Origin of the sequence: Microbulbifer sp. MLAF003, from assembly GCF_030012965.1 — a bacterium.
Taxonomy (GTDB): Bacteria; Pseudomonadota; Gammaproteobacteria; order Pseudomonadales; family Cellvibrionaceae; genus Microbulbifer; species Microbulbifer variabilis.
Window position 1 is genome coordinate 4,818,654 of record NZ_CP120232.1, and the last position, 26,532, is coordinate 4,845,185.

Below are 26,532 nucleotides of genomic sequence, written 5' to 3' on the forward strand. Positions count from 1 at the left end.
TTTTTAGTTTCTGCCAAAGTTATCTTCTACAGGAAGTAACGAATAAGAACATGGCTGTATGAGCAGAAACACCAGTGAGTTGCTCGGTCAGTTAAAAATTGACCGGGATGCGGCTCAAGAAATACCTTCATCACCGCGGAAAACCCTTTTGGCGGCCTCTATTGGCACCATTGCCGGCCTGGTAATAGGATTTGCCGCTGGTAACTTACTGACGGAAGAGCAGCCCCTGAGTCACCAGTGCAAGCTCGACCAGAAAACTCCACTGCATCAGCACCTACACACAATTCCCCCGCAAGGATGGAAACCGTCCTCAATGCGTCCGGCTACATTACAGCACGGCGCATGGCCACAGTATCTGCAGAAGTGATGGGCCTGATCAGCAGTGTGGATGTCGAGGAGGGAATGCAAGTCAGTGAGGGCCAGGTGCTGGCACGTCTCGATGATGTAAAAGCACGGGTCAGCTTGGATTTTGCCTTAGCCCAGATAGAGGTGCTGCAAGCCCAGGAAGCCAGTATCAGCGCCAAACTAAAAGAAGCCGAACGACAGTATCAGCGCTTTGCGGGACTGCGCGATAAGAACTATTCGAGCAAAGCGCAGCTTACCCAGAGCCAGGCAAGTGCGGAGGGCCTCAGGGCCGACTTAAGAAGTGCCCGAGCCAACATTGAGGTCGCTAAACTCGAAGCCGAACGTCAGCGCGAACGGCTGGAAGATCACACTATTCGCGCCCCCTTCACCGGGATCGTCACACAAAAAAATGCGCAGCCTGGTGAAATTGTCGCCCCCAGCTCTGCTGGCGGTGGCTTCACCCGCACAGGCATCTGTACCATCGTGGACATGAACTCACTGGAGATCGAAGTAGACGTCAATGAAGCATTTATCGGCCGCGTATCTACTGGACAGCGGGTAAATGCCAATCTGGACGCCTACCCGGAATGGAATATTCCAGCAACAGTAATTGCCATTATTCCAACCGCCGATCGCGCCAAGGCCACTGTGCGGGTACGTATTGGTATTGATGACAAAGACCCTCGTATCCTGCCGGATATGGGTGTCAAAGTTGGGTTCCTGGCCGGGGAGGAATTGGCTATCTAGCGGCACAGGCGACATCACCATTCATTTTATATTAAGAGGGATTTTTAGATGTCAGAAGATGTGTTGTTTCAATTAAAGAACGTCAGTAAAAATTTTGTCAAAGGCAAAGAGAAAATTTCTATCTTTGACGACCTCAACATGACCATAGATCGGGGGGATTTTGTCGCTATCATGGGGCCATCCGGCTCAGGTAAAACCACTCTGCTAAACATGTTAGGCGGTGTTGATCAACCCAGTGGTGGCGAGGTCTGGTTTGACGGTACACGTATTGATTCTCTTAGCGAAGGTGCCCTGACTCGCTGGAGAGCGGAAAATATTGGTTTTATTTTCCAGTTCTACAATTTAATGCCAATGCTGAATGCGCAGCGCAATGTGGAGCTGCCACTAATGCTGACCAAGCTATCTAAAGCGCAACGACGTAAAAATGTGGAAACAGCACTCGCTCTTGTGGGGTTGAGCGATCGCGCCAAACACATGTCTAGCGAGATGTCCGGTGGTCAACAGCAACGAGTGGCCATCGCCCGCGCAATTGTCTCCGATCCCAAACTGATATTGTGTGACGAACCCACAGGAGATCTGGACCGTGCTACTGCCGATGAAATCCTGGAAATGTTGCAGTTGCTAAATCGCGACCATGGAAAAACTATCGTCATGGTCACCCACGACCCCGCTGCAGCCAAATACGCCAAACGCACCCTGCATCTCGATAAAGGGCAATTTGTGCAGAGGGAAATAGTGGCATGAACGAATTTTATTTAATTTATAAAAACATGACGAGAAAGCCTCTACGGCTTTTCCTCACATGTTTTGCCATATTTATTGCCTTTCTGATTTTTGGCGCGGTTACCAGTTTAAAAACTGCACTAAATTCCAGTGTGGAACTTTCTGCAGACAATCGTTTAGTGGTTTTTAATCGTATAAATTTTACCAAGTCGCTACCCATTGCGTACTACCAAAAAGTTGCCGCAGTAGAGGGGGTAAAGGACGTTACCCATCTTAATTGGTTTGGCGGCTATTACCAGGAACCGGCAAGACAAGTAGTCTCTATGGCAGTGGAACCAGAATCTTACCTAAGGGTTTACAAGGAAGTTGTTGTTCCCGAAGACCAAAAGAGGGCCTGGTTCAACAATCGTCAGGGCGTTTTAGTCGGTGAAAAACTCGCGCAAATTTATGGTTGGAAAATTGGTGATCGGATTCCAATTTCCTCCAATATTTTCACCCACAAAGACGGTGGCTACACCTGGGAGTTTGTAGTATCCGGAATTTTTAAAGGGGATACTGAACAATACGATACACGTCAGATGCTTTTCCACTATAAGTATTTTATGGAAACCCAAACATTTGGTGGTGACTGGATCGGCTGGATGGCCCTTACCACTGAAGATTCTTCCCTCAATGAAAAAGTGGCGAAAACTATTGATGATACTTTTGCCAACTCTCAAAATGAAACGGATACCAGCACTGAAAAGGCCTTTAATAAGGCTTTTATTGAACAAATCGGAAATATTGGACTGATCATTTTCTCAGTTGTATTTACCGCTTTCTTCACCATTCTGGTTGTGGTCGGCAACACCATGGCACTGGCTATTCGCGAACGCACCGGGGAGATTGCTGTGTTGAAAACTTTAGGTTTTTCCAGTAGCAGAATTTTCCGTATGGTGCTTTCGGAATCCATGCTGGTCGCGCTGGTCGGTGGACTCTCGGGTCTTGCCGCAGCCTGGTTGCTGGTCGAGGGTGTTAAAACTTTCCTTGCCAGGTTTCTACCCAACCTGATTCTGGACGGAAATATCGCCCTGCAAGCGCTGGTATTTATGCTTTTACTAGGGTTAATTACCGGGTTACTGCCAGCATTTAATGCTCTGCGCCTAAACATCGTCACGGCATTTAACCGTCAACAATAAATCAGCTGATACTCGGCTTCGCTGTCTTTTCTTTTTTACGAATCGCAGCAAAACTCCTATATGGAGGGAAAATAATGGGTTCTCTTATTGCACAAATAGTCTCAGTGACCCTCATGAATCTTGGCAGCCTGCGCCGGCGCCTGTGGATGTCTTTAGCCATGGTACTGGCCTCGGCAGTTGTAGTAGCCATATTGCTGGCATTTCTCGCCATGGCCAAAGGCTTTGAGGAGACCATGCGCGGAGCTGGCTCAAGCCAGATCGCTATCCTTATGCGGGAGGGCTCATCAACCGAGCTCAATTCAGTAATCTTGCAGGATCAGGTCAATCTTATCGGGGAATCAGCTGGAGTAGCCCGCGATGCCAATGGTCCACTGGTTTCACCAGAGCTCTATGTGATTGTCGATGGTATTAAGAAATCCAGTGGTACCGAGGCGAATATTCCTTTGCGCGGACTCAACAAGACCGGCATGGATATGCGCACGAATATGCAATTGGTAGAGGGACGCATGTTTACTCCTGGAACCAACGAGATGGTTGTGGGAGCAGGCGTGCTGCGGGAGTTCAATGGCTTCGAAATAGGAAAGGAAGTACGTTTTGGCAAGAACCTGTGGAAAGTCGTTGGTGTTTTTTCCACAGGAGGTAATATTTTTGAGAGCGAACTCTGGGCGGACATAAAAACTATTCAGAGCCACTACAATCGCGGAAATAGCTACCAGTCAATCCGAGCAAAGCTGCAAAATGACAGCGACATAAAGCCATTGCAGGATAGTATTGAGCGAGAGCCACGCTTAAATCTGGAGGTGCAGACAGAGCAGGAGTACTTTGCCAGCCAGGGCAAACAACTGCAGTACATAGCCACTTTCGGTTGGATTATCAGCGCGGTAATGGCTCTCGGTGCCCTCGCCGGGGCCCTTAATACCATGTATACATCTGTTGCAGATCGCGCAAAGGAGATTGCCACACTACGCGCTTTGGGTTTTAGCAACTTTTCAGCTTTTTGCGGCACCATCGCCGAGGCCATGGTACTGGCAGTAACGGGTGGACTTCTGGGCTCACTAGCTGCATTTGTCTTCTTCGATGGGCTGAATACCTCAACCTTGGGTGGTAGCTTCACTCAAGTGGTATTCAGCTTTGAGATGTCGCCGGACCTGTTCCTGCAGGGCGCCATACTGGCTCTGGCGATCGGCTTTGTCAGCGGCTTTTCCCTGCTTGGCGCGCAGCGCGTATGCCAGTGATAGTGGCATTTCGTCACGCTGCCTGAAACCAGTCCGACAATCACTTAGATAGGGCTGCCACACGGCAGCGCTATCTATTCTTGCGATAAATTTTGCTTTTGCCTTCCGGTTGCTTGCGGAAGCGCTTGTACTCCCACTGGTACTGTTCCGGTGCCTGGGCGATACAGGCCTCTACACCACGGTTCATCGCCGCCAGGGAGACCTTCTGCTCTTCACTGTAAATTGCGTTCTCGGCGGGCAGAAACACCAATTCAAACCCCCTTCCACACGCTTGCCAAAACCGAATACCACGTGGCATTTAGTGCGTTGCAGTAGATTGTGAGCCAGTGTCATGGTCAATGCCGGCCGCCCAAAGAAAGGGGCAAAATCCCCACCCATATCGGGCTCCTGGTCCGGCAATACCATCGCGACATGACCGGCTTTCAAGCATTTGAGCAGGGAGCGCACACCATGGATATTGGTGGGTACCATTTGTGCGCCGGTCTTCTCGCGGCCACCGCGAATCACCGGGTCCAACTCAGCAATTTTGGGCGGTTGGTACAATGCCATAGACGGCCCCATAGCCGCCAGGTACATACCAAAAATTTCCCAGTTGCCTGTGTGCGGCATTAATACCAGGGTGCCGCGACCACCCTCTTCTCCTAAAGACAACAAGTGTTGATTGCGTACCGACACTATGGTCTTTTCATTGACCGCCCAGGGATGGTGCCAAATACTCGCCATCTCGAATCCAGTGACAGCGGTATTAACCACACTTTCCCGGGCCAGCTTCTCCCGCTGCTTAGGGTTCATCGCCGGGTAACACTGCGCCAGATTAATTCTACTCAGGCGCAGACCTTCGGTACGCAACAACACCGCCGTCTTGCCAGCCAAGCGCCCTAGGCACCTCGACCAGGACAGCGGTAATCTGCCAATCAGTTTCAGTGCACCTGCAGCCAGGTGCCCCTTAATATCCAATGCAACAACTTCCTATACAAAAATACCGCCGTTTGGCGGCCCTAAAGCCAAGTATGGCGGTTCAAACCATCAGCGTGACCACAACGCTTTAAGCGCAGCAGCCGCTACCGCTATAATTGCGTCCCTTTGCCCACAGCAGATACTGATCCGGAGATAGCGGTGTCCAAGCAATACGATCTCAGTACCTTTCAGGGACTCATTTTTGCCCTGCAGGATTATTGGGCGCGCCAAGGGTGCGTCATTCTACAGCCTCTGGATATGGAAGTGGGCGCCGGCACCTTTCATCCGGCGACCTTCCTGCGCGCCATAGGCCCGGAAAACTGGAATGCGGCTTATGTACAGCCCTGCCGCCGCCCCACCGATGGCCGCTATGGAGAGAACCCCAACCGCCTTCAGCACTATTACCAATACCAGGTAGTAATGAAGCCGTCCCCGGACAATATTCAGGAATTGTACCTCGACAGCCTGCGCGCCATGGGCGTGGACCCGGCTATTCACGATATTCGCTTCGTAGAAGACAACTGGGAATCCCCAACCCTGGGTGCCTGGGGCCTCGGCTGGGAAGTCTGGCTGAACGGTATGGAAGTCACCCAGTTTACCTACTTTCAGCAGGTCGGTGGCCTCGAGTGCTACCCGGTTACCGGCGAGATCACCTATGGTCTGGAGCGTATCGCCATGTACCTGCAAGGTGTCGAGTCCATCTACGATCTGGTCTGGACCCGCAACCCGGATGGCAGCCCCGTCACCTATGGCGACGTTTTCCACCAGAATGAAGTGGAGATGTCCCACTACAACTTTGAACACGCCGATGTGGAATTCCTGTTCGCTACCTTCGATCATTGCGAACGCGAGAGCACGCGCCTGATCGAGCTGGGCCTGCCACTACCCGCTTACGAGCAAGTCATGAAGGCCTCCCACGCCTTCAACCTGCTGGATGCGCGCCACGCCATCTCAGTGACCGAGCGCCAGCGCTATATCCTGCGTGTACGCACCCTGGCCCGCGCCGTGGCACAGGCTTACTACGATGCGCGCCGCGCCTTAGGCTTCCCCCTGGCAGATGAAGCACTGCGGGCAGATATTTTGGTGGAAGACATCGAGCAAGAGGAGAAGCAGTAATGGCTCAGGATTTTCTGGTAGAGCTGGGCACTGAAGAGCTGCCACCAAAAGCGTTACACAAATTAATGAGCGCTTTCGCCGATGGTATTACCCAGGGCCTCAAAGGCGCCGAGTTGTCTTTTGGTGAAGTTAAAGCCTACGCAGCCCCCCGCCGCCTGGCAGTAGCGGTGTTTGGCTTGGCAGACAAACAGCAGGACAAGCAAATTGAAAAGCTGGGCCCGGCCGTCAAAGCCGCCTTCGATAAAGAGGGTAAGCCCAGTAAAGCCGCTGAGGGTTTCGCCCGCAGCAATGGCGTAACCATTGAAGAACTCGGGCGCAAAGAGACCGACAAAGGCGAGCGCCTGGCCTTTATCAGCGAGCAAAAAGGCGCTGAAACTGAATCCCTGTTGGCTGGTATTGTCGAGAAAGCCCTGGCCCAGCTTCCCATTCCCAAGCGTATGCGCTGGGGTGCACGCCGCGAGGAGTTCGTGCGCCCGGTACACTGGCTCGTCATGCTGTTCGGCAACAAGGTGGTAGATGGTGAAGTACTCGGCTTAAAAGCCGGTAGCATCAGCCGTGGTCATCGCTTCCACTGCAATCGGGAGCTGGAGATCCACTCCGCCCACGACTATGCACAGGTTCTGCGCGAACCCGGCTACGTCATGGCGGACTTCGCCGAACGCCGTGAAGCCATTCGTGCCCAGGTGATTGCCGAAGCCAACAACGTCAATGGTGAAGCGGTCATCGACGACGATCTGCTCGACGAAGTGACTGCACTGGTGGAATGGCCTGTCGCCCTTACTGGCCGCTTCGAAGAGCGCTTCCTGGAAGTGCCCGCCGAGGCCCTGATCTCCTCCATGAAGGAGCACCAGAAGTATTTCCACGTGGTGGATGAAGACGGCCAATTGCTGCCTTTCTTTATCACCGTGTCCAATATCGAGAGTCAGGATGCCGCCCAGGTTATCCACGGCAACGAGCGGGTAATCCGCCCACGCCTGGCAGATGCCGCCTTCTTCTTCGAAACTGACAAGAAAACCAGCCTGGAATCACGCCGCGAAAAACTGCGCCAGATCGTTTTCCAGCAGCATTTGGGTAGCGTCTACGACAAAACCGAGCGGGTCTCCGCTTTGGCCCGCACTATCGCCGAGAAAACCGGTAGTAACGGCGACTGGGCCGAGCGCGCCGGCCGCCTGTGTAAGTCAGACCTGGTTACCGAGATGGTGTTCGAGTTTGCCGATATGCAGGGCATCGCCGGTTACTACTACGCCGAAAATGATGGCGAGCCGTTGGATGTAGCCAAGGCCATGTACGAGCAGTACATGCCCAAGTTTGCCGGTGACGAGCTGCCCGTCAGCGACACCGGTACTGTAATCGCCCTGGCAGACCGACTCGATACCTTGGTGGGTATCTTTGGCATTGGCCAGCCTCCCAGCGGCTCCCGCGACCCCTTCGCCCTGCGCCGCGCCAGCCTGGGCATTATCCGCATTCTCGTAGAGAAGCGCCTCGATCTGGACCTGCGCGAGTTACTGGAACTGGCCCGTGACAACTATCCGCGCACCGCCCTGGGTGAATACGACAAGGTGGTAGAGCAGACTCTGCAATATGTACTTGAGCGCTTCCGCGCCCGCTACGAGGATCAGGGCATTGCCGCCGAGGTCTTTATGTCGGTTGCCGCGCGAAAATTGTCACGACCGCTGGATATCGACAATCGTGTGCATGCGGTCAACGCCTTCAGCCAGCTGCCGGAGTCCGGTGCCCTCGCAGCAGCGAACAAGCGCGTCTCCAATATTCTCGCCAAACTGGATGGCGCCGTGCCCAGCAATGTCGATGAAGCCCTACTGCAGGAGGAAGCGGAGAGGGCCCTATTCGCCGCCGTACAGGTTGCCCGCACAGAAGTTGAACCGCTGTATAGCGATGCACTCTTCGCCGAAGGCCTCGCCGGTCTGGCCGGGCTGCGTGAAACCGTGGACAACTTCTTCGACCATGTGATGGTGATGAGCGACGACGAGCAACTGCGCAACAACCGCTTGGCGCTGCTGGCCCAGCTGCGTGCACTGTTCCTCGAAGTTGCCGATATTTCCCTGCTGGTTCCTGCCAAGTAATGACTTGCTGAGGCGGGGCATTAAGCCCCGCCTCGCAGATTAGGGAGATACGAATATGGCAATTATCATTCTCGGCCGCGACGGGGTGATCAACGAAAATCCAGATAAATTCGTCAAATCCGCCGACGAATGGCAACCCTTGCCCGGCAGTATTGAGGCGCTGGCAGCGCTCAGTCAGGCCGGCCATCAACTGGTAGTTGCCACTAATCAAAGCGGCTTGGCACTGGGCCAATTTGATCTGGATGATCTAGAGGCGATGCATTCCAAAATGCGTACTCTGGTAGAGGATGCCAGCGGTGAGATCGCCGCGATTTTCTACTGTCCCCACAGCCCTGAAGATAACTGTCGTTGCCGCAAACCCCTGACGGGCCTGCTTGATGCAATCGAAGCGGAATTCGATACCAGCCTGCACGGTTGCTATCTGATTGGCGACAAGCTGGCGGATTTACAGTTGGCGCTGGAAAAAGGCTGCCAACCAGTACTGGTACAATCCGGCGAAGGTATACTCACTCTTCAACAGTTGGTGGAAAAGCCGGACCCTAGACTGGCTGATACTAAAGTTTTCAGGGACCTAAAACAGTTCAGTCAATTTGTGCTGGTTTAAATGTGTCGCTATCTATGAGCTTTGCCTAACTATAAGCTTTCCCCAGCCGCTTTTGTAAACACTAGTTTTTCGTAAGCTGGGGGCTAACCCCATCACAGTCCTACAACGAGCCAATATACCGTATTTGTCGAAGATTTCGCTTAGTATAAGGCTCCAAACTATTTACTTTGGACATCACCGGTAAAGAGGGTAATACCCAACCTACCGCCCCTCTCTCTCGGGCTCAAATTAACAATCTGGGCACAGTAACCTTGACTGCAAGGACCCCGCCCCCTACACCCGTGCTCTGAGCATCTTGGCGACAGCGAACAGGTTTTTTTAGGCCGAGGTTATGGCAGATACACAAAAGAAAATAATTCTCTTCGCTGAGAAGGGATCAGAATCATACTTTTAGCAACCAGTTCACATGGCATGCAAAGCGTGTAGCAATTTCCCGTGAGATAACAGCTGCCGTGTTAGTAAATTTAATGTTGCTTCCTATTTTTAGGAGTGAATATTAAATACAACATTGTTGCTAATTATTTATTATAAAAATTAGAGTTATTTACTGGACCTTAATACCTTTACTGTCTTTCTATCACACCACTTCGCATTTAAATATAGTTGGAGTACTAAATTCAGAACCTCCGCATTGAATTACACGCCATTTTCCTTTAAAAGCTGATAGCAGGACGGGTATTTCTCTTCTGTTTTTTTAAATATTCAGCAGATCAGAAATGGACGTAGTTTGAAAGAGCAACTTCCACCACCTCAATTTAAAAAAATATTTTTTAAATTAAGCAGCTGAAGAAAATTTTTTATTCAAAAAAAGATCCTTCCTGATAGAAAAATAAAACGGTAATTACAATGAAAAGAAAAATTATTTCTTCGCTTCTTGCGGGAATGTTGGCCTCAGCTGGCAGCTTCGCTGATGCCCCTAGCGATACACCCTCTCCCAATCTGGAAAAACGAAAAAAAGTTTTTATTGTTCAGCTGGATGGAGAGCCTCTATCTGCATACCGTGGCACTATTCCAGGCCTCTCTGCTACTAAGCCGGCCCTAAAGCGCAAACTGGATCCGCGTAGTAGCAGTTACCGCCACTACGCCAATTTCTTGAAAACACGTCGCCAACGGGTACTCTCCGCAGTTCCCAGGGCCCGCAAAGTACATGAGTATGAAGCAGCCTTTAATGGATTTGCCGCAGTAATGAGTGAGAAAGAAGCTGAGGCTCTGCGCGCTCATAAAGATGTAAAGGGTGTTTGGGAAGATGAGTTGCTCAAGATGCACACAGATTCCACTGCGGACTTTCTCGGATTGACCCAAATACCCAGTCCCTGGCTCTGGGGCATCACTGGTGAAGATATTGTTATTGGTGTAATTGACTCAGGGATTCACCCCGAGCATCCAAGTCTTGCCGATACACCAACGCCACGTCGGGGCAATCGAGGAGTTGATATTCCCTACGGGCCAATTCCAGAATCCTTCACCGGCGAAGGCTGTGACTTTGGTAATACCGAATTCAACCCGGGGGATGCCGCCTTTACCTGTAATAATAAATTGATCAAGGCCAAAGCCTTCAACACCTCCTTCCTTACCAACAACACTCTGGCAGACTATGAGTTTATGTCCGCCCGAGATGCTGACGGTCACGGAACCCATACTGCCACCACCGCCGGCGGTAACTATGGAGTAGCAACTCCAGATGGCCAAACCCTCACCGGTATGGCTCCCAGAGCACGAATTGCTGCATATAAAGTTTGCTGGGACGCATCAGATCCAGACAGAAGCGGCTGTTACTCATCTGATTCTATGGCGGCCATTGACGAGGCTGTCGCTGATGGAGTCGATGTAATCAACTTCTCTGTAGGTGGAGAAAGCACTGTATTTACTCGTGGTCGTGATTTGTCCTTCCTGTTTGCCGCCGATGCAGGCGTCTTTGTCGCCACTTCCGCAGGCAATGACGGCCCCGGCCCACGTACTATGGGTACACCCTCCGGCGTTCCATGGATCACTGCAGTAGCAGCATCTGAGGATGACCAAAGCTTCGCAACTGTGCTCCAAGTCGATGCACCCAAGGCTATTGCTGGTACCTATGAACTGATGGAAGGTGGTGGACCTGTCTCCCTTGAGGATAGTGGCCTTTTGTCAGGACCTATCGTTGTAAGCGAGCCCTTGGAAGCCTGTACCGCGCTGGAAAACCCCGAAGTAATGGAAGGTAAAATTGCCCTGGTAAAACGCGGCAGCTGCTCTTTCACAAGTAAATACAACAATGTCGCTGATGCGGGTGCCGTGGCTATCGTAGTGTACAACGATGGGGCTGACGATGGCCGTATGGATCCACTCTCAATGTCTGCTCCAGATACCACTATCCCAGGTGTCATGATCCGCTACAAAGACGGTGAGCTTATTGCCGCTACCGCTGGTGTTAGCGGAATTCTTGATCCGGAGCTACAAGTATCCCGCGAGGATCGAATTGCCGAATTCTCCTCCCGCGGCCATAACGTTGGTGCACCGGATATTATTAAACCGGATGTCGCAGCACCGGGGGTCGGTATCCTCGCAGGTACCTCACCGGTATTGAGTGGTGGTAGCCTATTTGAATCATTAAACGGTACCTCCATGGCCAGCCCTCATGTAGCCGGCATTATGGCTCTTCTTAAGCAAGCCCGCCCTGAGTGGTCCTCAGCAATGGCCAAGTCCGCACTGATGACCACTGCACGCACCGACCTGCTGAAGTCCTTCGGTCCTGAAGCCGCAGACCCATTTGATTTTGGTGCTGGCGCGATCGTACCTTCCGCAGCTTTCCGTCCCGGTCTAGTCTACGATGCAGGGCTTAATGATTATTTGGCATTTCTATGTGGTGCCGAGTTCCAGGAGCAGATTCTAGAGCCTGCAACCTGTGAGGAATTGGTATCCATGGATTACTCCCTGGACTCCAGCGACCTCAATCTGCCGTCAATCGGCATAGGTGAATTAGTCGGGACCCAGACAGTGAAACGCCGAGTGACCAGCGTGGCCCCAGGAAAGAGGTGGTACTGGGCATCGGTAAATGCACCAGAAGGTATTGAAGTGGATGTCCACCCAAAAATCCTACGCCTTAGGGAAGGAGAGAGCGCAGAATTCAAGGTTACTTTTAGTGCCACTGACACTGCCGCTATAAACAAGTGGGTCTTCGGCGATTTAACTTGGAAATCCGTAGGTGCCCGCCAGGAAGTACGCAGCCCAATCGCTGTGCGACCTGTCCCCCTATCTACTTCCGAACTAGTGAATGTACAGGGTACTGATGGTGTCCATGACTTGGGAGTGGTGTTTGGCTATAGCGGCAACTTCCAAGTCAGCATAAGCGGCTTGGCTGAGGCTGAGACAGTAGCCAGCAGTATTGAAGACCAAGCTAGTCAAGTGATTTATTTCGATATCCCAGAGGGTACCAAGATGGCACGTATAGCCCTCTTTGATACGGATGTTGGTGACGGTAGCGGCAGCGACGATCTTGATATAACAGTTTACGGTCCCGGCCCTAATGGTCCAGAAGTAGGCGACAGCACATCTTCGACTTCTAACGAGTCTGTCAATATGATGAATCCTACCTCAGGTCAATATGAAGTGCATGTGGTGGACTATTCCTCCGCCGCGGGCCCCACGCCATTTACCCTGTTCAACTTCAATCTAAGCGGCGACAACGGCAATACTCAGTTGACAGCTCCCTCCCAGGCACAAGTGGGCAGCAATGATAACGTCAAACTAGAGTGGATGGGTCTTGCATCTGGTACTCGCGCTCTGGGAATCCTTAGCTACGGTAACGGAGAACAGGTTTTTGCTGAGACCGAGGTTATGGTTAATACTCAATAATTCGCTTCGCTGAGAAGCGGTAAGAATTATGCTTTTAGGAACCGGTCAAAGCCTTGTGCTTTGGTCGGTTTTTTATTGACACGGAAGCTATCTACCCCACCTGATAAACAAAAACACCTGTTATATTCATAATACAAAGATATCCACCATTCCCCCGTGCCAGATGAATACAGCAGCATTCTATAATTTATCTGAGTTCTCTAAACTTCTTTTAAAAACTGAATTTAAAAAGAACCGGTACCATAGGCAGGTTTAGCTCGCTCAAATATTAAAGAGTCCAACAGGCATAAATGACTTAACTGTATTTATTTCTCATCCTTTTGTGTTCAAATTTGAGTGAAGTATTAAATTCAGTGTTCACTCATTGAGTTACGCGACATATTCCTTTAAAAGCATATAGCTGGGCGGTTCTGTCCATCTTGGCTTGGGGGAATACCATCAAACCAAAAGTGCACACTGCTTGGAGGCAATACTTTGCAGTACCGCATATAACAAAATATATTTTGTTTATACCTGCGGATAGTCCCTACTTCATGCTAAATCCCGCCTGCCACTAAAAATAAAAACGGGACACATCGATGAAAAGAAAAATAATTTTCACGCTTCTGGCAGGGATACTGGCCTCGGCCAGTAGCTTTGCAGAAACACCCAAACACACACTCGTACCCAGCCTGGAAAAACAAAGGAAAGTGTTTATCGTCCAGTTGGACGGCGAGCCACTTTCTTCCTATAGCGGAACCATTCCAGGACTATCTGCCACCAAATCGGAGGTGCGTCGCAAGCTGGACCCTCGCAGCAGCAGTTATCGTCATTACGCCAACTTCCTTAAAAGCCGCCGCGAGCGAGTGCTCTCATCTATTCCAGACGCGCGTAGGGTGCATGAGTACGAAGCCGCCTTTAACGGCTTCGCAGCAGTGATGAGCGAGAAGGAAGCTGAAGCGCTTCGTAGCCACAAAGATGTGAAGGGTGTTTGGGAGGACCGCCTGCTTAAGATGCACACGGATTCCACCGCGGACTTTCTCGGCCTGACCCGTATCCCCAGCCCCTGGCTGTGGGGTATCACAGGTGAGGATGTGATAGTAGGTGTCATTGATTCCGGTATCCATCCTGAGCACCCAAGTCTCGCCGATATCCCGACCCCACGTCAGGGGAATCGCGGCCGAAATATTGCCTATGGTCCCGTACCTGCATCCTTTATCGGCGAGGGTTGTGAATTTGGCAATACCGAATTCAATCCGGAAGACGTCGCCTTTACCTGTAACAACAAGCTGATTAAGGCCAAATCGTTCTCCGATGCCTTCCTCACAAATAATACCCTAGCCGATTATGAGTTCCTGTCTGCGCGCGATGCAGACGGACACGGTACTCACACTGCTACCACTGCCGCCGGTAACTACGGCGTAGTGACACCGGAAGGTGAGACCCTTACCGGCATGGCACCGCGTGCCCGGGTTGCGGCGTACAAAGTCTGCTGGGATGCGCCAGACCCCGATGACAGTGGCTGCTCATCAGCAGACTCCATGGCGGCCATTGACGAGGCCGTAGCCGATGGCGTCGACGTGATCAATTACTCGGTGGGCGGCTCCAGTACCGTTTTCACTGGCGCGGACGATATCGCTTTCCTGTTCGCTGCTGACGCTGGCGTATTTGTCGCCACTTCTGCTGGCAACAGCGGACCTGCTCCGGAGACCATGGGAACTCCCTCTGGCGTACCCTGGATCACTGCGGTAGCAGCCGCAGAAGATGACCAGAGTTTTGGCACAGCCCTGCAAGTAAACGCACCAGAAGCTGTCTCCGGCACTTACGATGCCCGTGAAGGGGGTGGCCCGGTAACTATGGAGGACACCGGTCTGCTGTCTGCTGCCCTGGTTGCCGGTGCTCCACTGGAAGCCTGTTCCCAACTCACTAACCCCGGGGAGATGGCAGGGAAAATTGCCCTGGTAAAACGTGGCGGCTGCTCCTTCACAGAGAAGTACAATAATGCGGCCGATGCCGGCGCTGTAGCAATTGTCGTATACAACGACGGCACCGCCGTGGATCGTATGGATCCAATCGTAATGTCAGCCCCCGATACCACAATTCCCGGAGTGATGATTCGCTATGCCGACGGCGCCATGCTGGTCGAAAATACCGGGGCCGCTGGCATTCTGGATCCAGAGTTGAAAATATCTCGCGAAGACCGCATCGCCAGCTTCTCCTCTCGGGGCCACAACGTCGGCGCGCCGGATATTATCAAGCCGGATGTGGCCGCGCCGGGCGTTGGCATCCTCGCAGGTACCTCTCCAGTATTGAGCGGTGGCAGCCTGTTTGGTACCAAGAGTGGCACCTCCATGGCCAGCCCCCATGTTGCCGGTATTATGGCTCTACTGAAGCAGGCTCACCCTGACTGGAGCCCGGCAATGGCCAAGTCTGCCCTGATGAGCACAGCGCGAACTGACCTGCTGAAGTCCTTCGGACCCGAAGCTGCAGATCCATTTGATATTGGGGCCGGTGCAATTGTACCTGCCGCCGCCTTCCGCCCTGGGTTAGTCTACGATGCCGGTTTCAACGACTACCTGGCATTTCTATGTGGTGCGGAAAACCAACCGGAGGTTATCGAAGAAACTACCTGTACTGAGCTTGTCTCTCAGGGCTACTCACTGGATTCCAGTGACCTGAACCTGCCATCTATCGGCATCGGTGATCTGGTCGGTACCCAGACCATCAAGCGACGTGTTACCAGTGTTGGTCGCGGCCAGAAGTGGTATTGGGCCTCAGTAAACACTCCTGAGGGTGTAGAGGTTAGCGTTAATCCAAAAGTCCTGCGCCTGGGCGAAGGAGAAAGTGCCGAATTTCAGGTTACTTTCACGGTTACCGAAGAAGCGGCTATGAACGAGTGGGCGTTTGGTGATCTTACCTGGAAATCTGTTGGTATACGCCAGGACGTACGCAGCCCCATTGCCGTACGCCCGGTGCCGTTATCCACATCCCAGCTGGTCACAGCTGAAGGTACTGATGGTGCCTTAGACCTGGGCGTGGCATTCGGTTATAGCGGTGACTATCAAGTTGGTATTCAAGGCCTGGCTGAAGGTGTAGCTTTCCCTGGCAGCGTTGAAGATGGAGATAACCAGCTGATTTTCTTCGATATTCCTGAAGGCACCAAGCTTGCCCGCGTAGCTCTGTTTGATGCTGACGTAGGTGATGGGAGTGGCAGCGATGATCTGGACCTGCAAGTCTATGGCCCCGGCCCCGACTTCCCAGAAGTGGGCACCAGCGGCTCACCGACTTCCGCTGAATCTGTCGATTTGGTCAATCCCGCCGCAGGTCAGTATGCGGTATTCGTTGTGGACTACGCCTCTGCAGAGGGCCCCACGCCATTTACCCTGTTTAACTTCAACCTGAGTGGTGACAGTGGCAACACCCAGCTCACAGCTCCGTCTCAGGCACAAATGAACAGCAATGGCGATATCAAGCTAGAGTGGATAGGTCTCGCCCCCGGTACCCGAGCCCTGGGTATCCTCAGCCACGGTAACGGTGAACAGGTATTTGCCGAAACCGAGATCATGGTGAACACCCAGTAAAAATGAACCCTCATTAATAATGAGCATTCATTTTTAGAAACTGGCCGAGGCATAAAACCTCGGCCAGTTTTTTTATTTACAAACCAGTTTTTCTTGTTGTCGAATAAATGCCGCAGCGATATCCATAGAAACATTACCAAAATCCCAGAAAACTTTTGTTTTGCGATTAATATTCACCGCAATTGATAGTTTGTATTCTGGTATTATCATTAACCAACTCTGGCTGCCTCGACTGACGCCACCATGATTGACAACACGCAAAAAACCCACCTCAGAAATTTCCATTTCTCGAACACGCCAACCCAAAGCGTAGTTTTGCTCATTCACATCTCCATTCGCAAGCTTTTGTGGCGTCCAAAATATTTCCCTGGTTTCAGGGCTTAAGTAGCGATCGTCGAGATAGAGGGCGCCGAGTTTAACCAAATCACTTGGCGTAGAAATAAAACCACCTCCTGGCAATCGATGGCTTAAATCCACCGGACGCCACTCGCGTAGACGAAGCTCCTTTCCACTTAAACCATTACTTTTATAAAAGCGAGCAATATTACGAGTCGGATCTCCATTTACCGGTGATGCCTCTGTATTTTTCATTGAGGCGGGACTAAAAACCTCCCTCCTCATCACTTCCAGATAATTTTGCCCTTCGGCTTCAGCCAAGACTGCACCCAAAAGAACGGTACCGAAACTACTGTAGTAGAACTCTGTGCCTGGCTTGTAAAGCAATTCACTATCATCAAAAACCCCCAAAGCTTGGTACATACTTTCGTAATGACTACGCAGCGCTAGAGTTTTATATAAACCGAGCCAGTCAGAATTATTCTTATAGTGTGGCAAACCTGACATATGTGCGGCCAACTGACGCGGCGTTATATCCGCCCATCCCGAGTTCGGCATCACTTCAAAATAATTTGCGATTGACTTATCAAGATCAACTCTCCCATTCTGTACCAACCTTGCGAGAGCCGTTCCGGTCAACGCCTTGGAGGTGCTGCCGATACGAAAACGAGTCTCAGTGGAGACTGGTATTTGCCTTGCTAAATCCACCCATCCGGATGCACCAGCCCAGACCACCTCGCCGCAGGCTGAAACTGCCGCAGAAATAGCCGGAGCACCAATTTTCTCGCGGTGTTTTTCGATTACGGTTAGGGAATATTCTGCGGCGGATTTATATTCATCGTTATAAAGTACCTGTGTCGACGGTGCCTTATCAGGTAAGGCTCGCCAGCCAAAAGGGCTTAGTGGCAGGGAGTCAAGTGACCATGCATAAAATTGATAAACAGGCCATAGTAGGTAACCAACGCATAACAGAATAGCGAGACTGCCCAGCAGGAATTTTTTATGACTCATCAGCTTATTCCCAAATTCATAAGGATGGGCTGTAACAGTTGTAGTAAAACTCTCCAAGCCCGGTTCTCTCAATGTTATATTGCCACCCGTATATCAAGAGACTCGGTTACGACCAATTCTGACATTGCAAAGACCACATACCTTGGGACAGGGGGGCTGGTACTATTTAGTAAACTTTCACTCTTTTTAACTGACACTAGCCGCTTTTTACCTTTGCTATCTTTTATCTGAAAATCACATACATACTCTATCCTAAGTACTATTCATCAATAGTTCCAAAATGAGTAGATTAAGTAGCATCTTGATAAAGTAAAAACAGTATGATTTACAAAAATATCTTTTTTATTAGGTTAGGATATATCTATTTTTACTTTCTATATTTTTTAAATTTTTTATGTTTATCCAGGATAAGTTAATCATTGCGCATTAAAGTACAGGTATTTTTAATTATTATAAAAAAATTATTTGGTTCATAATAAAAATTACTTTCTCACAACCGCTAAAATATTTAATCCGTAAAATTTGGCTCTTAATGAAAGCGGCGGCGGAATTCACTTGGAAGAATTCCCTTGTGCCTGCGGAATGTTCGTCTCAACTGCTCTTGGGATTGGAAGCCACACAGACAAGCCACCCTTTCCTGAGACAAGTTTTGCTCTGAGAGCAACTGACAGGCCTTCTCCACCCGGATACTCTCAATAAAGCGTGCCGGAGTTACGCCCAATTCCCGAGAAAAACATCGAGCAAAATTACGTGGACTCATGGCGGACTCCTGTGCAAGCCTCTCTACGGTAAGTGGCTCCTTTAAATTCTGGTAAATCCATTCCACCAACCCGGCAAATCGATCACTTTGCAGCTGATTCATCAGGTGGGTGCTGTACTGCTGTTGCCCGCCATCGCGTTTCAAGTAGAGCACCATCATTCTCGCAATCGACAATGCCAGGCTACGGCCGTGGTCCTCCTCGACCAGTGCCAACGCAAGATCGATACCTGCTGTAACCCCCGCAGAGGTGTAGAGATTACCATCTCGTATATAAATGGCATCGGGGTCCACTTCTATGTCGGCATACTCTTGTAGTGCTGCCACATTTGCCCAGTGGGTAGTAGCTCGATGACCATTCAACAAGCCTGCTTTGGCCAGTATCAAGGCTCCGGTACAAATGGAGCCGAGTCGTTCCACCTGTGTCTCCTGATCGATCAGCCACTGAATAAACTCGACATTGCTGCCCAAAATATCATAACTTTTCGGTGGCCCACCGCTGAGCAACAGGGTGTGGATATCCTCGACTTCCCTGAAGCCATAATCTGCATAGAGCTTTACTCCAGAAGCCGTGACTATAGGCCCAGCACTGTCAGCCAAAATTTGGGTATCGTAGAAGTCAGAGGTATAGCGCCCCTCTGCACGGAGTTGATGATTGGCCAGAGAGAAGACTTCCAGGGGGCCGGTAACATCGAGACTCGAAGCTCCGGGATAGATAACCATGGAGACTTTTAGAGAATGGTCCTTTGGGAATTTCATTGCAGGAGTGTTCCACAATACCAATTAGGCAAAAATGACATATTGGTGGGGAATTCTGCCGTCTAATTGATAATTTACCAATCATTTATCTGCATTAGATATCCAAACGGCTCTTAGCCTGCCTGGCGCCCGTATTACCATACGCCAGGGGAGCGCCCAATGTAAGTGGTCACAGACTCATTTTTTAAGCCCTTTTAGCTCCCCCTGTTTCTTCTTGCCATGTTCCCGAAAATTATCCACATCACCATGATTTCTTAAGTCCTCGCGTAGCGTTTGTGGATAATTTTTCCTTACTAACAATTAGCAGGGTACTTCTCCATACGGACTATCACTTGACCTAAAGGGCTAGCCAAGCAAAATTGCCACCAATTTTGTTCAACCCCAGGGAGATTCTCTTTGCTGGAATTAATATTGAATCGCGGTGCTGAGCGCCGCTTGAAACGTGGCCACCTGTGGATCTACAGCAATGAAGTGGACACCAAGCGATCTCCACTTAAGGGAATCGAACCCGGCAGTCTGTGCCAGGTTCTCGACAGTCAAGGGAAGCTTCTCGGTACGGCTTTTATAAACCCAAGTCAGCTCATTTGTGGACGTCTCGTTACTAGAAAATCCAGTTTCGATGATTCCGATATCAGTGAGCGCTTACTATCTTCTTTGAGCCTACGCCAACGCTACTTTGAGCATCCGAGTTACCGGTTGGTGTATGGGGATTCAGATGGTCTGCCAGGTCTGGTTGTGGATAGGTTTGGTGATTACTTGGCTGTTCAGGTGAGCAACTGGGGAATGGAACACTTCCAGCAGCAGGTTGTGGATAAGTTAATTGAGTTAGTCCAACCAAGAGGCATATTGCTACGCAACGATCACCAGGGGCGCGCCGTAGAAGGAATGCCACCGGTCAAAGAAGTTGTTTTCGGAGAGGTTCCCGAGATGGTTCCTTTTGAGGAGAATGGCGTCCACCTACTTGCACCCATACATGCGGGACAGAAAACGGGTTGGTTCTACGATCACCGCGAGAATCGCAGGTTGCTCAACCGCTGGGTTAAGGGAAAGCGGGTATTGGATCTCTTTTCCTACGCCGGCGGTTGGGGGATTCAGGCCCTGGCCAGCGGTGCTGCCAGCACAACTTGTGTGGATGCCTCACAACAGGCCTTGGACTGGTGTCAGGTCAACGCAGATCACAATGGACTTGTGGATAAGCTCAACACTGTCCATGGCAAGGCCTTGGACGTGCTCAAAGCTATGGTTGCTGCAGGGGAAAAGTTTGATGTCATCGTGCTGGACCCTCCAGCCTTCATAAAGAGACGCAAGGATCACAAGGCCGGGCTCTCAGCCTATCGCCATATCAACGAGTTGGCCATGCGGCTGCTTGGCGAAGATGGACTGTTAGTAAGTGCTTCCTGTTCCATGCACCTGCAATCAGACGAGTTACTGGACTGTGTCCGTGGCGCCGCACATCGGCTGGGGAGACGTGCACGCATCCTCGCCAGTGGTGGCCAAGGCGCAGACCATCCGGTACACCCGGCAATCCCCGAAACGAGCTATCTCAAAGCCCATTTTGCGCACTTGGGTGGGGACCGCTAGTAGGCTATTACTCACACCTCCCAATAAAAAACCCCGGTTCTAGCCGGGGTTTCCCTTATCCAGTGATTTTGCCGAAGCTCGGATCAGAAGGTGTACTTCATACCCAAAGCGGCAGTACGCGGCCGGTTAGCACGAGCACCATCGGGGCTGCGACTGATAATCACCTGCTCATCAAACAGGTTATCCACTTTCAGGTAACCGGTCAGGTCGGCGCTAAAGTCGTAGTGCGCAGCCGCATCCACAACCCACAGAGACTCTGTGTAATCGAAGCGGTCAGTATTCCCCTGATTACAGCTAGTATTAACACACATCTCGTCCTGATAGGCTGCGGTTAGGTTTAGACGCCAGGCAGCGCCACTATCCAGGCCAGCAGATACAGCAAATACATTTTCCGGCAGGTATTCAAGATTATCCCCGGCAACTAGACCTCCATCGTCACTGTCTTCAGTAATTTCAGCATCGGTGAAGGTATAGGTAGCTCTTACTGGCAGCGTCCAACCGTTTGCAAGTACCCACTCACTGCCGAAGGTAGCTTCCAACCCTTTGATCTCTGCCTCACCCAGCTGGTAGGTACCACTGTCGGCACCATTGGGGCATTCCACAGCTACCGAACAGTTCTGCACAGCATTTTCATAATCGCTGTAGAAGGCAATTAACTCGGCACTTACGCTACCGTTATCAAAGCGCGCACCCCATTCATAGTTTGTGGATAACTCCGGGCCCTGGCCATCGGCTGCGCCTGCACCGGGAGGAGCAAAGCCACGGTGCACTCCTGCCAGCAGGCTCCACTGCTCATTGGCCTGGTAAACAACCCCCAGACCGGGCAGCCACTCATCCACCTGATTGGAACGGTAGCTGCCCTTCTCAGTACGATCGGCGTCGTTATAACGCTGCTGCTCGGTCTCTATATCCTCGTAGCGAAGAACAGCAGTGAGAGTCAGCTTTTCGTTCAGCTTGATATCGTCGTAGATAAAGAACGAGGTAGCCTCAGCTTCTTCGACACGGTTATTGCTGGCGCTAGGCAGCTCAACACTATCAAATACCAGTTGGCCATCAATTTGGTTGTAAATTTCTACAGGTTGATATCTGTCGACTTCATCCTGATGTTGACGCAGGCCGAATGTCAGCTCGTGGGCAATAGCACCAGTGTTAAAGCGCCAATCGGCACTGATTTGCAGACCCTTGGCCTCGTACTCGCGGTTGTTATGCTTGATACCAAAGGTGTAATCCTCAGTGCCATCCAACACCGCTTGGGGATCTATAACTCCGTCAACAGCGCCGCCGGTATTAACAGCATCTATCAATTCACCCTCGCTGACCTTAAACCAGTCGCGCTTAAACTTGTTGTAATAAGCCTGGGTATGCAAGGTAAAGTTGTCACTCAACTCGATGCTGTGGTTCAGCTGGACGGTGCTGTGGCGATTCTGCATTTCATCCAGGGCACTGATGCCATAGCGACGATTAGGATCATCGTTAAAGTCGGCATCCGTCAGGCCTAGATAACTCATGCCTGACTCCTCTTCGGAGTACTGCAGCTTGATATCCAACTGCTGGCGAAAGGTCGCATCCGCATCGGACTGCAGGCGGCCTTTCAGCAGGTAATCTTCTTTAGCAATATCCGCGCTGTCCCCGCGATCGATTTCGCGGAAGCCGTCCGCATACTGTTGCTGGGTCTCCAGCAGCCAGCCGGTATTTTCTGTGCTGGTACCATAGTGTGCGTGCAGACGGGTCTCACCGTATTCACCGGCTTCTAGCTGCACCATGCCCTGGCTGGAAGTTGGGATTGGTGTGCTCAACATATTTACCGCACCACCAACAGTAAATGGACCGTATTGCAATGCGGCGGGGCCTTTGAGCACTTCAATGGCATCCATACGGCCTGCACTCGGGAAATAGTAAGCCTCCGGTGCCGAGTAAGGTGCCGGAGCTACCAATACGCCATCTTCCATCAGTGAGATCTTGGCAGAGCGGCCACCCTGTGCGCCACGAATACCAATATTCGGACGCAGACCATAGCCATCCTCTTCGAGGATGTAGACACCCGGTACAGAGCGCATCATGCGGTTGATATCTACATACTCGAATTCGGCCAGCTCATCAGCATCAACCAGGTGCGCGGAACCCGGTAGCGTCGAAATGGACTCGGAATCGCCAATAACGGTAACCGTCTCCAGGCGCTGTTCAGCCAAGGTTGGTGCAGCTGTAACAGCTGCCAGGGCGATAGCCAATGGCGATAGGAAAAATTTCTTCATGAACCCTCCATTGAGTCGTTATAGCTTTGTAATTATTGTTATTAATAAGAATGATTGTATTTTACCATTATAAACCCAATGGCATAACAGAACTATTTCTTGCCTTTTGATGCCTTCATGAGGAAAAAATGGCTGTCTTTATAGTTTCTATCCTAATAAGGGGTTGTTTTCTAGGATCTAACCTTTGACCCGACTAGCATTGGGCCCATGTATCCGCCTCGGGGGTGCCCATGATTCGAAAGGCAGAACTCAAAGAACTGGACAGGCTGGAGCAACTCTGGCTCCATGCGACAGCCAACTCTCACCCCTCTTTGTCCCGCCAATTCTGGCTCGATCACGTCGCGCAGTTTCGTCGTGACTGCCGCCAGGCCAGTCTCTGCCTCGTATTTACAGGACGCCACAATGCTGTAGCCGAAGCATTCATTACTCTTCTTGACCGGGACCGCATAGCCTATCTCTGTGTCAGTCCAATATTTTCGGGCTGCGGCATTGGCGCCAGCCTGCTCTCCGCAGCGGGTAAAGGTAGGCTCCAACTGCAAACTGAGGTATTGAGGGAAAACCTCCGCACACGTTATTTCCTACAAAAACAAGGGTTTGTGGAAACCGGGCGGCGTTATATTGCTGAATACGGCCAGCACCTGATCCAGATGCGCTTCGATCGCACCCTGGATTAGCTCTTTATAGCCATGAGCCCTAGTCAAAAGCTTTTACTTATAACTGAAGCTTATTGATTCACTTCTTTTTATTGTTTCTACGCGACAAATTAAGCGGGTAGCATGCGTTCTACCCTAACTATCCTATGCGCTGATTTCTTATGGGACACCACGCTTCCACCAACACCGTGCAGTCTTTTTCCGACCGCTTCTTTCACCACGGTGCCGATTTGGCATCACTGAACAAGTCTTTTGTTGGGGCCAAGCCCAGCGAGATCATGCGGTTCACCATGGAAAAGGCACAAAACCCGGTAGTTTTTACAAACTTCCGCCCACTTGCGGTCGCTTTTCTGCACCTGGTCACCAAAACCAAGCCAGATATCCCAGTTATTTGGGTAGATCATGGATACAACACACCAGAAACCTACCGGCATATCGAAAATGTCGTGAGGACGCTGAACCTGAATCTGCGTACCTATTCACCCAAGATATCGGCAGCTCACTACAATGCGGTCTATGGTGGTATCCCGCAGTTGGATACCCCCGAGCATGACTTCTTCTCACGCACGGTAAAGCTTGAACCCTTTAATCGCGCAATGCAGGAGTTACAACCCGATGTCTGGTTGAATGGTATCCGCCACGATCAAAATGCCCATCGCAAAAATCTGGATGTGTTTACTCAAGGCAATCACGGCACCATTCGCGTAGCGCCGATGTTCCACCTAAAAGAAATTGATGTTGAAGAGTACGTTTACGAGAATGACCTTCCCGATAACGATATTTACTTTGATCCAACTAAAGGTGAGGAGCACCGGGAGTGCGGATTGCTGTTGGAAAAATAGAGTGGAATACTCGGTGAGGACTAGCGTGCTTCGCCTATCTCTTTAACAAGGCCTTCTATCCCAGCCGTTAATAAAGTAAATACTTTTTGCGTATTTAACGAATAAAAAAATCTATTACAAAAGGCGAGTCTCGACTCGCTGTATTTTTTTCAAAAAGGAGACTCTTCTATTTACTTCTGCATAAATCCAGAAGAGTCCTTAAATTACTTATCATGCGATAGGCTAGGCGACTGCCCCTTTGGCGAGATGACCTCCTTTTTCCATGTAAATTTTCAGGTCCTTCAGCATTTGCTCAAATTGAGAGCCGGTCATCTTCTTCACCACAGGGCTCAACACACCTCCTAAAGCATTTAACTCCATATTTGCAGTGAAATTCACTGTTGTGCCTCCACCAACAGAGGGGCTTAATTTAAATTTAGATAAACTCTTTTTAACGGGGAATCCCGGTGGCGTATTTTTTGTTTCAACCGAGACATCCAGTTCATAGTTTTTCTCATCAAACCTTGTAATAGTTTCATCTGCGACAAGACCCGACGGTCCCTTATTTGTCAGCACACAAACCCGGCCTTCTACACTCGCATTTTCAACAGGTTTTCCTTCCTTAGCGAAGGAGTGAGGGATTAAAGTCATCCACTCAGAGGCTGTGTCAAAATCAACGGCAAGGACCTTCCAGACCTCATCAATTGGGCGGTCGATTGCGATTTCTCGGTTTACTTGGGCTTCTTTCATCTCTGATCTCCTGGGTTTCTCTACGGGAGTGCTATTGACGGGAGACAGATTAACTGGACACTATATGCAACGGAATACAGCAAAATAGGACAGTGTGTTGCATAAAGAGTCCATAGATTGGGGAGATATCCAGTTCTTTATCGCGGTAGCCAGGAGTAAGAGTGCTCGCAGCGTTGCTGACGACTTTAAAGTCAGCCATTCCACAGTTTCTCGCCGTATTGATGCCCTGGAGGAAAAGCTTCAGGCCAAGCTGTTTTATCGCAGCTCCAAAGGCTATCAGCTGACGGAGGATGGCAAAGCGATGCTCGACTATGCCCAATCGGCGGAGCAGTATCTAAATGCCGCGCAAAAGCATTTACAGGGAGGGAGTAACCAGCTCTCCGGGGAAGTTCGCATCACTATGCCGGATGTAGTCGCATCGCACTTAATTATCCCCTACCTAAATGACTTCTCACGTGCGTATCCAGAGATCAACGTACAGCTACTGGTTACTAGCCACGTTCTCGATTTGGAAAGTCACCAAGCCGACATAGCACTTCGTATTCTCCCCAAAGGCGGCGTAAATGTTTCGGATCGACTTGTTGCTCGCAAGCTCGCCGACCTACCCAGTTGCTGTTACGGTTCTCCAAGGTATATCGAGGAATCTGTACCTGACGATGGTCACTGGCTCGGCTGGAGTGGCGATGACGCCATATTGAATTGGGCCAAAGACACACCCTATCCACAGATGCCTTATCAGCACCAGATTAATCACGGCTTGATACAGCTAGAGGCAGTTAAGAGTGGACTGGGGCTGGCTAGGCTGCCCTGCTTTCTTGCAGATGGTGCTGAAGGAGTCATTCGGGTCCCTGGGGCTGCTCCATCCAGCCTGCATGAACTGTGGCTAGTCTCCAATCCAGAGCACCGCAATGTTATGCGTTTTAAGGTTTTTAGGGAGTTTATCGTGGAGTTATTTAGGAAGCTGGAAGATAAACTGGTAGGAAAGCTTTAGTTGAGGCAATTGGTATATTTCCGGACATAGTAAGTCTCTTTTACCGACTGACGCTATTGAACTATTCGATTTTTTAACTATTTATTATTATCTAAATTTGTCTGAGAGGGCAGCTGTTAAGCTTTTACATGGCTTTTGATAGGGAGAAAATTATAAATATCAAATTGATCGGAAGTCGTTTTTCAGGTGAAAACAATACTCCACAGTAATTCCTTATGTTGTTCACGTAAGGAATTACTGTGGGCTT

General features: G+C 50.6%; 20 protein-coding genes. 14 read left to right on the plus strand and 6 right to left on the minus strand.

Annotation, left to right across the window (positions count from 1 at the left end; translation table 11 throughout):
- The first annotated feature begins 58 nt into the window (after positions 1 to 58).
- From P3339_RS22980 to P3339_RS23000, 5 genes are all read left to right on the plus strand, one after another.
- Entirely contained in the window at positions 59 to 367 is a 309-nt protein-coding gene (locus tag P3339_RS22980) for a hypothetical protein (protein WP_282952026.1), read from the plus strand.
- Positions 343 to 1,092: an efflux RND transporter periplasmic adaptor subunit gene (locus P3339_RS22985; protein ID WP_282952027.1), complete on the plus strand. Its 750-nt coding sequence runs from the start codon at positions 343 to 345 to the stop codon at positions 1,090 to 1,092. The genes P3339_RS22980 and P3339_RS22985 overlap by 25 nt, the downstream gene beginning before the upstream one ends.
- Positions 1,093 to 1,140: 48 nt before the next feature.
- Positions 1,141 to 1,836 carry an ABC transporter ATP-binding protein gene (locus tag P3339_RS22990; protein WP_020413860.1) on the plus strand — a complete coding sequence of 232 codons (696 nt, stop codon included), beginning with the start codon at positions 1,141 to 1,143 and terminating at the stop codon, positions 1,834 to 1,836.
- Positions 1,833 to 2,993, plus strand: coding sequence for an ABC transporter permease (locus P3339_RS22995; protein WP_020413861.1), 1,161 nt, complete (start codon positions 1,833 to 1,835; stop codon positions 2,991 to 2,993). The genes P3339_RS22990 and P3339_RS22995 overlap by 4 nt, the downstream gene beginning before the upstream one ends.
- 74 nt (positions 2,994 to 3,067) lie before the next feature.
- A complete protein-coding gene (locus P3339_RS23000; protein WP_282952028.1) occupies positions 3,068 to 4,228 on the plus strand; it encodes an ABC transporter permease in 1,161 nt (386 codons plus the stop codon).
- Between the two features lie 70 nt (positions 4,229 to 4,298).
- Here the strand turns inward: P3339_RS23000 and P3339_RS23005 are convergent, their stop codons facing one another.
- Together P3339_RS23005 and P3339_RS23010 are read right to left on the minus strand one after the other, a co-directional pair.
- Positions 4,299 to 4,475 carry an LpxL/LpxP family acyltransferase gene (locus P3339_RS23005; RefSeq protein WP_282952029.1) on the minus strand — a complete coding sequence of 59 codons (177 nt, stop codon included), beginning with the start codon at positions 4,473 to 4,475 and terminating at the stop codon, positions 4,299 to 4,301.
- Positions 4,412 to 5,185: a lysophospholipid acyltransferase family protein gene (locus P3339_RS23010; protein WP_282952030.1), complete on the minus strand. Its 774-nt coding sequence runs from the start codon at positions 5,183 to 5,185 to the stop codon at positions 4,412 to 4,414. The genes P3339_RS23005 and P3339_RS23010 overlap by 64 nt, the downstream gene beginning before the upstream one ends.
- A 159-nt stretch (positions 5,186 to 5,344) precedes the next feature.
- On the opposite strand from P3339_RS23010, the gene glyQ reads away from it, so the two are divergent.
- From glyQ to P3339_RS23035, 5 genes are all read left to right on the plus strand, one after another.
- Complete coding sequence (glyQ, locus tag P3339_RS23015; protein ID WP_020413864.1) at positions 5,345 to 6,301, plus strand: glycine--tRNA ligase subunit alpha; 957 nt, start codon at positions 5,345 to 5,347, stop codon at positions 6,299 to 6,301.
- Positions 6,301 to 8,382, plus strand: a complete 2,082-nt coding sequence (glyS, locus tag P3339_RS23020; protein WP_282952031.1) for a glycine--tRNA ligase subunit beta — start codon at positions 6,301 to 6,303, stop codon at positions 8,380 to 8,382. The genes glyQ and glyS overlap by 1 nt, the downstream gene beginning before the upstream one ends.
- Before the next feature lie 55 nt (positions 8,383 to 8,437).
- On the plus strand, positions 8,438 to 8,986 hold the full coding sequence (gene gmhB / locus P3339_RS23025) for a D-glycero-beta-D-manno-heptose 1,7-bisphosphate 7-phosphatase (RefSeq protein WP_020413866.1): 549 nt from the start codon (positions 8,438 to 8,440) through the stop codon (positions 8,984 to 8,986).
- A gap of 846 nt (positions 8,987 to 9,832) precedes the next feature.
- On the plus strand, positions 9,833 to 12,814 hold the full coding sequence (locus tag P3339_RS23030; protein ID WP_282952032.1) for a S8 family serine peptidase: 2,982 nt from the start codon (positions 9,833 to 9,835) through the stop codon (positions 12,812 to 12,814).
- Positions 12,815 to 13,392: 578 nt separating this feature from the next.
- On the plus strand, positions 13,393 to 16,374 hold the full coding sequence (locus P3339_RS23035; RefSeq protein WP_282952033.1) for a S8 family serine peptidase: 2,982 nt from the start codon (positions 13,393 to 13,395) through the stop codon (positions 16,372 to 16,374).
- Between the two features lie 72 nt (positions 16,375 to 16,446).
- Here P3339_RS23035 and P3339_RS23040 read toward each other — a convergent pair whose 3' ends face one another.
- Positions 16,447 to 17,778 (minus strand): serine hydrolase domain-containing protein, encoded by a 1,332-nt coding sequence (locus P3339_RS23040; RefSeq protein WP_282952034.1) that lies wholly within the window; start codon positions 17,776 to 17,778, stop codon positions 16,447 to 16,449.
- A gap of 472 nt (positions 17,779 to 18,250) precedes the next feature.
- A complete protein-coding gene (locus P3339_RS23045; protein ID WP_020413870.1) occupies positions 18,251 to 19,237 on the minus strand; it encodes a GlxA family transcriptional regulator in 987 nt (328 codons plus the stop codon).
- 396 nt (positions 19,238 to 19,633) lie between these two features.
- Between P3339_RS23045 and P3339_RS23050 the strand changes: the two genes are divergently transcribed.
- Positions 19,634 to 20,818 carry a class I SAM-dependent rRNA methyltransferase gene (locus tag P3339_RS23050; RefSeq protein ID WP_282952035.1) on the plus strand — a complete coding sequence of 395 codons (1,185 nt, stop codon included), beginning with the start codon at positions 19,634 to 19,636 and terminating at the stop codon, positions 20,816 to 20,818.
- Between the two features lie 83 nt (positions 20,819 to 20,901).
- Here P3339_RS23050 and P3339_RS23055 read toward each other — a convergent pair whose 3' ends face one another.
- A complete protein-coding gene (locus P3339_RS23055; protein ID WP_282952036.1) occupies positions 20,902 to 23,070 on the minus strand; it encodes a TonB-dependent receptor family protein in 2,169 nt (722 codons plus the stop codon).
- 230 nt (positions 23,071 to 23,300) lie between these two features.
- On the opposite strand from P3339_RS23055, the gene P3339_RS23060 reads away from it, so the two are divergent.
- Together P3339_RS23060 and P3339_RS23065 are read left to right on the plus strand one after the other, a co-directional pair.
- Positions 23,301 to 23,744 (plus strand): GNAT family N-acetyltransferase, encoded by a 444-nt coding sequence (locus P3339_RS23060; protein WP_282952037.1) that lies wholly within the window; start codon positions 23,301 to 23,303, stop codon positions 23,742 to 23,744.
- 140 nt (positions 23,745 to 23,884) lie between these two features.
- On the plus strand, positions 23,885 to 24,565 hold the full coding sequence (locus P3339_RS23065; protein WP_282952038.1) for a phosphoadenosine phosphosulfate reductase domain-containing protein: 681 nt from the start codon (positions 23,885 to 23,887) through the stop codon (positions 24,563 to 24,565).
- Between the two features lie 222 nt (positions 24,566 to 24,787).
- Here P3339_RS23065 and P3339_RS23070 read toward each other — a convergent pair whose 3' ends face one another.
- Complete coding sequence (locus P3339_RS23070) at positions 24,788 to 25,294, minus strand: SRPBCC family protein (protein WP_282952039.1); 507 nt, start codon at positions 25,292 to 25,294, stop codon at positions 24,788 to 24,790.
- A gap of 97 nt (positions 25,295 to 25,391) precedes the next feature.
- Here P3339_RS23070 and P3339_RS23075 point away from each other — a divergent pair, with 97 nt between their 5' ends.
- Positions 25,392 to 26,285 (plus strand): LysR family transcriptional regulator, encoded by an 894-nt coding sequence (locus P3339_RS23075; RefSeq protein WP_282952040.1) that lies wholly within the window; start codon positions 25,392 to 25,394, stop codon positions 26,283 to 26,285.
- Positions 26,286 to 26,532 lie beyond the last annotated feature (247 nt).